This is a genomic window from Streptomyces sp. 1114.5, assembly GCF_003635085.1.
GTDB lineage: Bacteria > Actinomycetota > Actinomycetes > Streptomycetales > Streptomycetaceae > Kitasatospora.
In genome coordinates, this window is record NZ_RBXE01000001.1 from 320613 (window position 1) to 333146 (window position 12534).

The following is a 12534-nucleotide window of genomic DNA, read 5'->3' on the forward strand; positions in this document are numbered from 1 at the left end:
ACCGCACTCCCAGGGGGATCACCACATGACCGCCGACACGCCTCGCGACGCCGGCCAGCTCCCGCCGGTCTTCCAGCCGCTGCTCCCGGACGACCCCCGGGAGGTCGGCGGCTACCGGCTGTTCGCCCGGCTAGGCGCCGGCGGCATGGGCCGGGTCTACCTGTCGTACACCCCGGGCGGGCGCCCGGTCGCGCTGAAGGTGGTGCGCCCGGAGTTCGCCGAGGACGGCGAGTTCCGCCGCCGCTTCGCCCAGGAGGTCAGCAACGCCCAGCGCATCCACGGGCTCTACACCGCGCAGGTGATCGACTCCGGCGGCCTGGACGGCGACGCCCCCTGGCTGGTCACCGCGTACGTCCCGGGCCCGTCCCTGCAGCAGGTGGTGCGCGAGAACGGCGCGCTGCCGGTGCGCACCGTACTGCTGCTGATGGGCGGCATCGCCGAGGCGCTGCAGGCGATCCACAGCGTCGAGGTGGTCCACCGCGACCTCAAGCCCGCCAACGTGCTGGTCGCCGGGGACGGCCCGCGGGTGATCGACTTCGGCATCGCCCGGGCCGCCGACGCCACCGCCCTGACCGGCACCGGCTACCGGATCGGCTCCCCCGCCTTCATGTCCCCCGAGCAGGCCCAGGGCCGCCCGGTCACCCCGGCCACCGACGTCTTCGCGCTCGGCGCCCTGGCCGCGTACGTGGCCGGCGGCACCCCGCCGTTCGGCGACGGCCCGGACACCGCGGTGCTCTACCGGGTGGTGCACGAGGAGCCGGACCTGTCCGGCCTGCCCGCGGACCTGCGCGAGCTGGTCCAGCGCTGCCTGGCGAAGAGCCCGGAGGACCGCCCGACGCCCGCCGAGATCATCCAGGTCGCCCGCAACCACCCGGAGGTCGGCGGCCAGCTGCGGTTCGGCGACGACTGGCTGCCGCGCGAGATCAACACCGAGATCACCCGGCGCTCCGACCTGCCCAAGACGCCCCCCACCCCGCTGCCGGCCGCCCCCGCCACCCCGCCGACCCAGGCCCCGGCGTTCCCGGCCGCCCCGGCCACTCCCCCGCCGCCGGCCGGCGCGCCCACCCACCCGGTCGCCGCGCCGACCCACCCGGCCACCGTCGCGCACCCGCAGCAGCCCGCCACGCCCCCGCCCGGCTTCGCCCCGCCGCCGCTCGGCGCGTACGGCGCCCCGCAGCCGCCCACCGAGTCGCCGACCGCCCCGGTGCTGCCCTCGCCGCCCACCGTCATGCTCCAGCCGGAGCCGCCGTCCTTCGACACCCCGCCGCCCGGCCCGGTGGTGCCCGCCACCCCGGAGCCCCAGCCGGAGCCCAAGCGCAAGGGCGGGGTGTCCTGGAAGGTGCTGCTCACCGTCGCCCTGGTGATGGCCGTCGGCGGCACCGCGGGCGGCGTGGCGCTGATGAAGAAGCTCGACGACGGCAAGACGAAGGACTCCAAGGCGGCCGGCCCCGTCACCACGGCCCAGAGCCCGAGCCCGACCCCGACCTCGCAGAAGACGGCCTCCGCCGGCTCCGGCCCGACCGGCTCCTCCGGCGACTCGGTGACGGCCGCACCCTCCAAGTCCGGCCAGAGCGCCGTCTCGGCCCCCGCCCGGCCGACCGGCTACACCCCGATCCTGGACAAGAAGTCGCTCTCGATCCCGGGCGCCGAGTACACCAGCGACACCTACCGGATCGACCTGAACGCGGGCACCGTGGTCCCGCACTCCGGCGAGCTCAAGTGGGGCCTCGGGGTGTCCAACAACGGCAGCGGCAGCAAGGCCAACGCCTTCGACAGCTACGGCGACGACAAGTCGGACTTCGCGGTGATCACCGAGCCGACCGTCACCGCCGAGCAGTGCGCCGCCGCGATCGACTCCCGGCCGGACACCGACCTCTCGTACAACCGGGTCGCCCCCGGCCGGCTGCTCTGCATCCGCGACCGGGTCACCCGCAACATCGCCGTCGCGGTGATCGAGCAGGCCGACCCGACCACCGGGGCCGCCAAGGTCACCGTCAGCACCTGGCGGGCCAGCTGACCGGTCTATCCTGACCAGGTCAATTCCCATCCGACCGGAGCGAACCGTGTACTTCACCGACCGAGGCATCGAGGAGCTGGAGAACCGGCGCGGCGACGAGGAGGTCACCTTCGAGTGGCTGGCCGAGCGCCTGCGCGAGTTCGTCGACCTCAACCCGGACTTCGAGATCCCGGTCGAGCGGCTGGCCACCTGGCTGGCCCGGCTCGACGACGAGGACGACGAGTGACCCGGTGACGGTCCGACGAGGGGCCCGGGAGGCAACCGCCTCCCGGGCCCCTCGCATGTCCGCACCGCTCCCTAGGTGTTCTGTCCCGTGAGGTTGGGGATGCGGCTGGCGGGTGGCTTGCCTGCGAGTGCGGTGTGTCCGCGGTGGTGATTGTAGGTGTGGAGCCAGGCCAGGTAGGCGTCGCGGCGTTCCTGTTCGGTGCGGTAGGGCCTGGCGTAGGCCCATTCGTCGAGCAGGGTGCGGTTGAAGCGTTCGACCTTGCCGTTGGTCTGCGGCCGGTAGGGCCGGGTTCGCTTGTGGGTGATGCCCTCGGCGGCGAGGGCATCGCGCCAGGCGTGTGACTTGTAGCAGGCGCCGTTGTCGGTCATCACCCGCTGGACGGTGATCCCGGCCCGGGCGAAGAAGGCGTTCGCCCGGGCCCAGAATGCGGCGGCGGTCTCCTTGCGTTCGTCGGGCAGGATCTCGCTGTAGGCCAGGCGGGAGTGGTCGTCGACGGCGTTGTGCAGGTAGCTGTAACCGGCCCCGGAGCGAGTCCTGCGGCCGGCCTGGCGGCCCAGGGACCTGTGGCCGCCGCCGTCTGGGATGTTGCCGAGCTTCTTGATGTCGACGTGGACCAGCTCGCCCGGTGCGGCGCGTTCGTAGCGCCGCACCGGGCGAGCGGTGGCGCGGTCGAGGTGCGCGAGTCGGGCGAGCCGGTAGCGAGTCAGGACCCGGTGCACGGTGGCCGGGTTGAGCCGCAGCAGGTAGGCGATGCGGGCCGGTCCCCAGCGGCGCAGGACGCGGACCTTGACGATCCGCCGCTCGGTGCGGGACGGCAACCGGCGGGGGCTGCGGTGCGGGCGGCTGGAGCGGTCGGTCATGCCCGCCTGCCCGAGCGCTCGGTAGCGGTCGGCCCAGCGCTTCGCGGTGGTCGGCGAGACCTGGAAGCGCTCGGCCGCCCGCCGCAGTGGCCAGCCGTCCTCGACGACGCAGCGGGCCAGGCGCAGGCGTCCGGTCTCGGTCAGCGGTGCGTTACGGTGTGGCATGAGGGCCTTTCTGGGAGCCGGTGCAGATGTCGCAATCCACACCGAGCCAGAAGGCCCTCACTCATTTCAAGATCACCACGCCGTGAGCCCCGTCACCAACCTCCGTGGTCAATACACCTAGGGCCTGTCCGGCGGATCTTGCCGGACAGGCCCTAGGGGAATCCGCGAGGGGCGGGTCGGGGTCGGGTCGGGGACGGGCCGGGGTCGGGTCGGGGTCGGGTCGGGGTCCGGTTCCGGGTCCGGGACGCTTGACTCTCCCGGCACGCGATATATCGTCTTTGGAAGGGAACGCGATACATCGCGATCGACAACGGGAGGCGGCAGAGATGAGCCAGTGGACGGTCGACGGCCCCGAGCGGATCACCATCGACGAGGAGGTCCGCGCGCTGCACGTGCGGATCATCGACGGCACCGTGAACGTCGTCGCGGCGGAGGGCCCGGCCCGCCTGGAGATCACCGAGCTCCAGGGCGAGCCGCTGCACGTGACGCTGGTGGACGGCGTCCTGACGGTCACCTACAAGGACATCAACAGCTGGGGCGAGTTCGGCGACTGGCTCAAGTCGGTCGGCTCGGTCAAGAGCTTCTTCGGCACCCTCAAGCGCAAGCGGGTCGCCGGTGTGACCCTGACCGTCCCGGCCGCCGCCGAGGTCAAGGTCGGCACCGTCTCGGCCCAGGCCACCGTCTCCGGCGTCGCCGGGAACGTCTCGGTGCAGAGCGCCAACGGCGACACCACCCTGGTCGCGCTCAGCGGCCGCACCGACGCCAACACCGTCACCGGCGACGTGGACGCCGAGGCGGTCGGCGGCCGGCTGCGGGTGAACACCGTCTCCGGCCGACTCACCGTCCTCGCCGGCACCGCCGAGCGGGTCCAGGCCAACGCCGTCACCGGCGCCGTCACCCTGGACCTGGACGTCGACGGCGAGACCGACGTCAAGGTCACCACCGTCAGCGGCCCGGTCGCGATCCGGATCCCGTCCCGCACCGACGCCAAGGTCGAGGCCGGCTCCACCAGCGGCGACATCTCCAGCAGCTTCGAGCAGCTGAAGCTGAGCGGCACCTGGGGGGCCAAGAAGCTGTCCGGCCAGCTCGGCGAGGGCCGCGGCAGCCTCAACGTGACCACCGTCTCCGGCGCGGTCACCGTCCTGAGCCGCCCCGAGCCCGAGGAGGACGGCCCGGCCAAGGAGCTCCCGGCCGCCCCCGGCAAGCCCGACCTCACCAAGGAGGCCTGAGATGACCCCCGTGTTCGGCCACGGCCGGCTCCGGCTCTACCTGCTGAAGCTGCTGGACGAGGCCCCGCGGCACGGCTACGAGGTGATCCGCCTGCTGGAGGAGCGCTTCCAGGGCCTGTACGCCCCCTCCGCCGGCACGGTCTACCCGCGGCTGGCCAAGCTGGAGCAGGAGGGCCTGGTCGCCCACAGCACCGAGGGCGGCCGCAAGGTCTACCGGCTGACCGACGCCGGACGGGCCGAACTCGAAGCCCGGCATGGCGAGTTGGACGAGCTGGAGGTGGAGATCCGGGACTCCGTGGCGCAGCTCGCCGGGGCGATCCGCGAGGACGTCCGGGACAGCGCCAAGGACCTGCGCGAGGAGCTGTGGAAGGCCGCGAAGCAGGCTCCCCGCCCGGACCGTGCCCCGGACGGGGACCCGTGGGCCGGCCCCTGGGGCGACAACGAGGCCTGGCAGCGCGCCAAGGAGGAGTTCGCCCAGTTCAAGCAGCAGGCCAAGGAGCAGGCCAAGCGCGCCCGGGAGCAGGAGAAGGCCGCCAAGGCCAAGGCGAAGGCCGCCGAGGAGGAGGCCCGCCGGCTGCGCGAGCAGGCCAAGGCCTCGCGCACGGCCGCCCAGCAGGAGGCGCTGCGGATCAAGCGCCGGGTCGAGCAGCAGGTGCGCGAGCACGCCGCCAAGGGCGACTGGCCGACCGGTCTGGCCGAGGGCCTGGCCGAGCTCACCAAGGGCCTGTCCGGCCTCGCCGACGCGGCCCGCTGGGGCCAGCCGGCGGACCAGCCCGCCGACGCCGGCGAGCGGATCACCGTGACCCGGATCGACCTGGACGAGGACGCGCCCGCCGCCCCGGCCGACCTGCCCTCCTGGGCGCGCACCGACCCGGCCGAGGACCCGTCCCGCGAGCTGGAGCGGCTGCTCGACCGCTTCCGCGACCAGGTCCGCGACGCGGCCCGGGACGGCGGGGTGAGCCCGGACAAGCTCGCCGAGGCGCGCTCGGTGCTGGGCGCCGCGGGCGAACGCCTGAAGCGGCTGCTCGGCTGACGGCTGCTCGACTGCTCAGCCGCCGGCTGGAGGACCCGGCCCGGTGCTCCCGCGCGGAGCACCGGGCCCCCTCGCGTCAGGGGTTGAGCACGATCTTGCCGAAGACCTCGCCCTTGGCGAGCCGGGCGAAGCCGTCCCTGGCCTCGCTCAGCGGCAGCACCGAATCGATCACCGGGCGGACGCCGGTGTTGGCGCAGAACGCGAGCAGCCCGGCCAGCTCCTCCTTGGTGCCCATGGTCGAGCCGACCACCTTGAGCTCCAGGAAGAAGATCCGGTTCAGCTCGGTGGCGCTCGGGTTGGGCCCGGAGGTGGCACCCGAGATGACGATGGTGCCGCCCGGGCGCAGCGACTTCACCGAGTGCGACCAGGTCGCCGCGCCGACCGTCTCCATCACCGCGTCCACCCGCGCGGGCAGCCGGGCGCCGCTCTCGAAGGCCGCGTCGGCGCCGAGCTCCACCGCCCGGCGGCGCTTGGCCTCGTCCCGTCCGGTGACCCAGACCCGCAGGCCGGCCGCCTTGCCGAGGACGATCAGCGCGGTCGCCACGCCGCCGCCCGCACCCTGCACCAGGACGGTGTCACCGGGCTTGACCCCGGCGTTGGTGAACAGCATCCGGTAGGCCGTCAGCCAGGCGGTGGGCAGGCAGGCCGCCTGTTCGAAACTCAGCTCGGCGGGCTTGGGCAGCAGGTTCCAGGTGGGGACGGCCACCTGCTGGGCGAAGGTGCCCTGGTAGCGCTCGGTCAGGATGGAGCGCGGCTCGTTCGGGCCCACCCCGTGGCCGCTCTGGCCGATCACCGAGTGGATGACCACCTCGTTGCCGTCCTCGTCGACACCGGCGGCGTCGCAGCCGAGGATCATCGGCAGCTTCTCGGCGGGCAGGCCGACCCCGCGCAGCGACCACAGGTCGTGGTGGTTCAGGCTGGCGGCCCTGACCGTGACCAGGCTCCACCCGGGCCGGACCTGCGGCTCGGGGAGCTCGCCCAACTCCAGCGCGGCGAGCGGGTCGTCGGCGTCGATACGTGCGGCGTAGGCAGCAAACATGCCCCGGACGATAGCCGGGACGGCCGAGGCCGGGAACCACGCGTGAGTGTGACGCGTGTCCCGGCCTCGGACCGTGGCCCCGTCCGGGGCAGATCTCGGCAGATCGTCAGATCCGGGCCACGCCCTCCGCGCGGGCGGCCTCGGCGACGGCCTTGGTGACCGCCGGGGCGACCCGCTCGTCGAACGGCGAGGGGATGACCTTCTGCGGCGTCAGCTCGTCGGCCACCACGCCGGCCAGCGCCTTGGCGGCGGCCAGCTTCATGCCCTCGGTGATCCGGGAGGCCCGGACCTGCAGGGCGCCGGCGAAGATGCCCGGGAAGGCCAGCACGTTGTTGATCTGGTTCGGGAAGTCGCTGCGCCCGGTGGCCACGACCGCCGCGTACTTGTGCGCGACCTCGGGGTGGATCTCCGGGGTGGGGTTGGCCATCGCGAAGATGAAGGCGCCGTCGGCCATGGTCGCGACGACCTCCTCCGGCACGGTGCCGCCGGAGACGCCGATGAACACGTCGGCGCCGGCCAGCGCGTCGGCCAGCGAGCCCTTGACGCCGGTGCGGTTGGTCAGCGCGGCGATCTCGGCCTTGACGTCGGTGAGGTCGCCGCGGCCCTCGTACACCACGCCCTTGCGGTCGCAGACCGCCACGTCGCCGATGCCGGCCGCGACCAGCATCTTGGCGATGGCGATGCCGGCCGCGCCGGCGCCGGAGATGACGGCGCGCAGCGAGCCGATCTCGCGGCCGGTCACCTTCGCCGCGTTCCACAGGGCGGCGGTGGTGACGATCGCGGTGCCGTGCTGGTCGTCGTGGAAGACCGGGATGTCGAGGGCGTCCTGGAGCCGGCGCTCGATCTCGAAGCAGCGCGGGGCGGAGATGTCCTCCAGGTTGACGCCGCCGAAGGAGGGCGCCAGCCGGACGACGGTCTCGACGATCTCGTCGACCTCGGTGCAGTCGAGCGCGATCGGCACCGCGTCCACGCCGCCGAACTGCTTGAACAGGATGGCCTTGCCCTCCATCACGGGCAGCGAGGCCTGCGGGCCGATGTCGCCGAGGCCCAGCACCGCGGTGCCGTCGGTGACCACGGCGACGGTGTTGGCCTTCCAGGTGTAGTCGTTGACCAGCTCCGGCTGCTCGGCGATGGCCGTGCAGACGCGGGCGACACCGGGGGTGTAGGCGAGGGACAGGTCGTCCGCGTCGCGCACCGGGACGGTCGCCCGGATCTCCATCTTGCCGCCGCGGTGGAGCGCGAAAACCGCGTCGACCGGATCGTCGGTGTCCTGGGTGCTGCTGATGATCTCCGCTGCCACGATGACCTCTTCGTCATTGTTCTGGCGAGGTGCGCGGCCGACAGGTACGACCCGTCCGGAAGCCGGAAACCGGGTACGCCGAAGCGGACCCGGGGTCGGGGTCGGGGCGCCCGTCGGGTGGCGCCCTCGGATGAGGGTTTTATGGGGTCTTCTGTTGTCCGCGTTGTGCTACCGGGCCGAGCCTAGGTCGGACAAAGGCATCGCACCTATGCCTTTTCGTCCTCGTCACGTGCGGTTCATCGCCGTGCTGTCGCGTCACAGGGGCCCGGCGTCGGAAGCGCCGGGCTCCGGCGGCGGCAACGGCTTGAGCGCACGCGCACCCGCAGGTGTGAACGCAGACCCGAAGGGGATTCGGCACTCCGGATACGGAGCCGCGTGAGGACTTCCGTTCCCGAGAACCCGAGCCTGTCGGGGCTCGTCGGTCTGGTTCGAGCGTTCGGGGGTCACCCGGTACCGAATTCTGACACACCCGCCGCCGGGCCCGGCAGGGCGGGATGGCAGGATCGCTTGTCCGCCATGTGGCGTACACCCGCACGACACGTGGCGACCGCACGTCCCTCCCCAACAGGAGCAGCCCTCATGCCTCACCCCCTCCCCGCCCGCCGTCCGGCCCTGGCCGGAGCCGTCCTGGCCACCGCCGGAGCCCTGCTGCTGACCGGCTGCAGCGGTGGCGGGCAGGCCGCCCCGACCGACCCGGTCAAGGACGTCCGCGACAAGCTGCCGAAGGCCCAGCGCACGGCCGGGGTGCTGCGGATCGGGATGGACGTCAACTACGCCCCGGTGGAGTTCCGCGGCCCGGACGGCAAGCCGACCGGCCTCGACCCGGACCTCGCCACCGCCCTGGGCAAGATCCTCGACGTGCGGGTGGAGTTCGTCGACACGCCGTTCGACAAGCTGATACCGAACCTGCAGGGCAAGCAGTACGACGTGGCCATGTCGGCGATCAGCGACATCCGCCAGCGCCGCGAGGGCACCCCGGCGGCGGACGGCAACCCGGCCGTCCCCGGCGTGGACTTCGTGGACTACTTCATCGCCGGCACCTCGATCGTCGTCCCGAAGGGCAACCCCAAGGGGATCAAGACCCTGGACGACCTGTGCGGCAAGACCATCGCGTTCCAGCAGGGCACCAACCAGGACGAGATCGCCACCCGCCAGGTGGCGGTCTGCGCCCGCACCGGCCGCCAGTTGACCACGCACAAGCTGGACAGCGACGCCAAGGCGCTGGCCGAGGTCGCCTCCGGCGTCGCCGCGGCCGGCCTGAACGACTTCCCGGTGGCCGCCTTCGCGGCGAAGAGCACCGACGGCGGCACCCGCTTCGAGGTGACCGGCGGGCAGTCCACCTCCAACCCGTACGGGATCGCGGTGCGCAAGAGCGACACCGAGCTGCGGGACGCCCTGGCCAAGGCGGTCGACCAGCTGATCCGCAGCGGCGAGTACGACAAGGTCCTCGCCAAGTGGAACGTGAGCGCCGGTGCGGCGCAGAACGCGGTGGTCAACGGGGGCATCTGAGCGGGCGGGCGGCGGGCCTCCGGGCGGAGCACAGAGGGATCTGGATACTTATGCGGAGGGTGACAGGGAGCCGGAATCAGTCCGAATAGCGGACAGTGTGACCCCTTGTTATCCGATTTTGATCTGGATGAGGGTCACCTGACCGTCCTCAGATGGCAGGATTCCCCCCATCTCGGATCGAGCCGGCCACTGGTCGAGGCGGTTCGACCACGTCCACCTCGGCGGAGGGTGGCGAACGCGGTACTCGTAAGACCCTGGGCGTTCCCGGCGTCCAGGCACTGCAGAGCCCGGCCTTTCTCTCCCAGGAGGAGATCCCCCTCATGACCGCCCGTACCAAGCGCAACCGGCTCTTCGCGGCCGGTGTGGTCGCCGCCTCCGTGTCCCTCGTACTGACCGGTTGCAGCAGCAGCAAGAGCGAGGGTGGCGGCGCCCCGAACGCCTCCGCGACCGTCAACGAGGTCAAGGCCGACCCCAAGCTGACCGCACTCGTCCCGGACGACATCAAGTCGGCCGGCAAGCTCGTGGTCGGCGCGGACGCCTCGTACGCGCCGGACGAGTTCAAGGACGACAGCGGCAAGATCATCGGCATGGACGTCGACCTGGCCGCCGCCATCGCCAAGAAGCTCGGCCTCACCGCCGAGGTCCAGGACTCCGGCTTCACCGCGATCATCCCGGGCATCCAGTCGAACAAGTTCCAGCTCGGCATGTCGTCCTTCACGGACAACAAGGAGCGCGAGCAGATCGTCGACATGGTGACCTACTTCAACTCCGGCAGCGCCATCGCCGTGAAGAAGGGCAACCCGGAGAAGATCGACCCGAAGGACCTCTGCGGCAAGAAGGTCGCCGTCCAGACCGGCACCACCCAGGCCGACGAGATCAAGGACACCCGCAACCCGGACTGCACCAAGGCCGGCAAGCCGGGCGTCCAGAACGACGGCGACAAGTTCGACCTGCAGACCGACGTCACCAACGCCGTCGTCTCCGGCCGCGACCAGGCCATGATGGCCGACTCCCAGGTCGTCGACTACGCGATCAAGCAGTCCGGCGGCCAGCTGGAGAAGGTCGGCGACACCTACGGCGTGGCCCCCTACGGCATCGCCCTGGCGAAGGGCTCCAAGCTCACCCCGGCCGTCCAGGCCGCCGTCCAGTCGCTGATCGACGACGGCACCTACAAGCAGATCCTCACCAAGTGGGGCGTCGAGGCCGGAGCCATCGACAAGTCGACCGTCAACGGCGCCGTCAGCTGACCCCTCGTCTGCTTCATCTCTCCCCCGAGGCCACACCGTGAACTCTTTGGACAAGGGGACGCCGGAGAAGGGACGGCCTGAGACCATCAAGGCCGTCCCGGTCCGCCACCCCGGACGCTGGGTGGGCGCCGTCGTCATCGCCCTGCTCGCAGCCATGCTGTTGAGCGCCCTCTTCACCAACCCCGCTTTCAAGTGGGACATCGTCGGGCAGTACCTGTTCCACGACAGCATCGTGCACGGCATGGTCGTGACGCTGGAGCTGACCGCGCTCTCCATGCTCATGGGTGTGGTCGGCGGCATCATCCTCGCGGTGATGCGGCTCTCCCCGAACCCGCTGCTCTCCGGCACCGCCTGGGTCTACATCTGGGTCTTCCGCGGCACCCCGGTGCTGGTGCAGCTGGTGTTCTGGAACTTCCTCGGCCTGATCTGGGCCAAGCTCTCGATCGGCGTCCCCTGGGGCCCCGAGTTCTGGTCCGAGTCCACCAACGTCCTGATCCCGACCTTCGTCGCCGCGCTGCTGGGCCTGGGCCTCAACGAGGCCGCCTACATGGCGGAGATCGTCCGCGGCGGCATCCAGTCGGTGGACGAGGGCCAGACCGAGGCCGCCCACGCGCTCGGCATGAGCCGGTTCCAGACCATGCGGCGGATCGTCCTGCCGCAGGCCATGCGGGTGATCATCCCGCCGACCGGCAACGAGACCATCTCGATGCTGAAGACCACCTCGCTGGTCTCGGTCATCTCCCTGGAGGAGATCTTCCGGGCCGGCCAGGTCATCTACTCTCGGAACTACCAGAACATCCCGCTGCTGATCGTGGTCAGCCTCTGGTACCTGTTCTTCACCTCGGTACTGACCATCGGCCAGTACTACATCGAGCGCCACTACGCCCGAGGCTCCAACCGCACCCTCCCGCCCACCCCGCTGCAGCGGCTGCGGGGCCTGTTCGCCGGGAAGCCCGCCCCGAAGACCGAGCACGACGTGGTCCCGGGGCTTGAGGGAGGTGGTCACGTATGACCGATCTGACCAAGGACCCCGCCGGCTCCGCCGCCTCCGCCGAGCCGATGGTCCGCGCCGAGAACGTGCACAAGTCCTACGGCCTGGTCGAGGTGCTCAAGGGCATCGACCTGGAGGTCAGGCAGGGCGAGGTGTTCTGCCTGATCGGCCCGTCCGGCTCCGGCAAGTCGACCTTCCTGCGGTGCATCAACCACCTGGAGAAGATCAACGGCGGCCGCCTCTGGGTGGACGGCGAGCTGGTCGGCTACCGCCAGAAGGGCGACAAGCTCCACGAGCTCAAGGACCGCGAGGTCGCCCTGAAGCGGCGCGACATCGGCATGGTGTTCCAGCGCTTCAACCTGTTCCCGCACATGACGGCCATGGAGAACGTCATCGAGGCGCCGGTCCAGGTCAAGGGCGAGAGCAAGGCCGACGCCCGCGAGCGCGCGATGGCCCTGCTGGAGCGGGTCGGCCTCGCCGACAAGGCGAAGAACTACCCCTCCCAGCTCTCCGGCGGCCAGCAGCAGCGCGTCGCGATCGCCCGCGCCCTGGCCATGAAGCCCAAGCTGATGCTCTTCGACGAGCCCACCTCGGCGCTCGACCCGGAGCTGGTCGGCGACGTCCTCGACGTCATGCGCGGCCTCGCCGAGGAGGGCATGACCATGGTGGTCGTCACCCACGAGATGGGCTTCGCCCGCGAGGTCGGCGACGCGCTGGTGTTCATGGACGGCGGTGTGGTCGTCGAGTCGGGCAACCCCCGCGAGGTGCTCACCGACCCCCAGCACGAGCGCACCAAGGCCTTCCTCTCCAAGGTGCTCTGACCCCGTACCGTCGGCGCCCGGCAGGTTCTGCCTGCCGGGCGCCGCCGTTTGCCCCGTCCGGGTAATAGGCTGGAAGCAGTCAGCCCGTTACCGATCT

Annotated in this window: 11 protein-coding genes; 8 read left to right on the top strand and 3 right to left on the bottom strand. The window is 71.5% G+C overall.

What is annotated here, in order from left to right:
• The first annotated feature begins 25 nt into the window (after positions 1-25).
• Positions 26-2017, top strand: a complete 1992-nt coding sequence (locus tag BX285_RS01315) for a serine/threonine-protein kinase (RefSeq protein WP_183106973.1) — start codon at positions 26-28, stop codon at positions 2015-2017.
• A 46-nt stretch (positions 2018-2063) separates the two neighbouring features.
• Positions 2064-2243, top strand: coding sequence for a DUF6104 family protein (locus BX285_RS01320; RefSeq protein ID WP_030057990.1), 180 nt, complete (start codon positions 2064-2066; stop codon positions 2241-2243).
• Between the two features lie 71 nt (positions 2244-2314).
• Here BX285_RS01320 and BX285_RS01325 read toward each other — a convergent pair whose 3' ends face one another.
• The gene (locus tag BX285_RS01325) at positions 2315-3268 is read right to left on the bottom strand and encodes an IS481 family transposase (protein ID WP_121174248.1); all 954 of its coding nucleotides are present in this window, start codon (positions 3266-3268) and stop codon (positions 2315-2317) included.
• Positions 3269-3594: 326 nt separating this feature from the next.
• On the opposite strand from BX285_RS01325, the gene BX285_RS01330 reads away from it, so the two are divergent.
• On the top strand, positions 3595-4497 hold the full coding sequence (locus BX285_RS01330) for a DUF4097 family beta strand repeat-containing protein (protein WP_097236273.1): 903 nt from the start codon (positions 3595-3597) through the stop codon (positions 4495-4497).
• A 1-nt stretch (position 4498) separates the two neighbouring features.
• The gene (locus BX285_RS01335) at positions 4499-5530 is read left to right on the top strand and encodes a PadR family transcriptional regulator (protein ID WP_121174249.1); all 1032 of its coding nucleotides are present in this window, start codon (positions 4499-4501) and stop codon (positions 5528-5530) included.
• A gap of 76 nt (positions 5531-5606) precedes the next feature.
• On the opposite strand, the gene BX285_RS01340 is transcribed toward BX285_RS01335, so the two are convergent.
• Positions 5607-6569: a zinc-binding dehydrogenase gene (locus tag BX285_RS01340; protein ID WP_097236275.1), complete on the bottom strand. Its 963-nt coding sequence runs from the start codon at positions 6567-6569 to the stop codon at positions 5607-5609.
• A gap of 106 nt (positions 6570-6675) precedes the next feature.
• The gene (locus BX285_RS01345; protein WP_097236276.1) at positions 6676-7869 is read right to left on the bottom strand and encodes an NADP-dependent malic enzyme; all 1194 of its coding nucleotides are present in this window, start codon (positions 7867-7869) and stop codon (positions 6676-6678) included.
• A 579-nt stretch (positions 7870-8448) separates the two neighbouring features.
• On the opposite strand from BX285_RS01345, the gene BX285_RS01350 reads away from it, so the two are divergent.
• The 4 genes from BX285_RS01350 (at position 8449) to BX285_RS01365 (ending at position 12437) form a co-directional block, all read left to right on the top strand.
• Complete coding sequence (locus BX285_RS01350) at positions 8449-9378, top strand: ABC transporter substrate-binding protein (protein WP_097236277.1); 930 nt, start codon at positions 8449-8451, stop codon at positions 9376-9378.
• 320 nt (positions 9379-9698) lie between these two features.
• Complete coding sequence (locus BX285_RS01355) at positions 9699-10625, top strand: ABC transporter substrate-binding protein (protein ID WP_097236278.1); 927 nt, start codon at positions 9699-9701, stop codon at positions 10623-10625.
• 37 nt (positions 10626-10662) lie between these two features.
• Complete coding sequence (locus tag BX285_RS01360; protein WP_097236279.1) at positions 10663-11637, top strand: amino acid ABC transporter permease; 975 nt, start codon at positions 10663-10665, stop codon at positions 11635-11637.
• On the top strand, positions 11634-12437 hold the full coding sequence (locus tag BX285_RS01365; protein ID WP_306458853.1) for an amino acid ABC transporter ATP-binding protein: 804 nt from the start codon (positions 11634-11636) through the stop codon (positions 12435-12437). Before BX285_RS01360 ends, BX285_RS01365 begins: the two co-directional genes overlap by 4 nt.
• Positions 12438-12534: the final 97 nt, after the last annotated feature.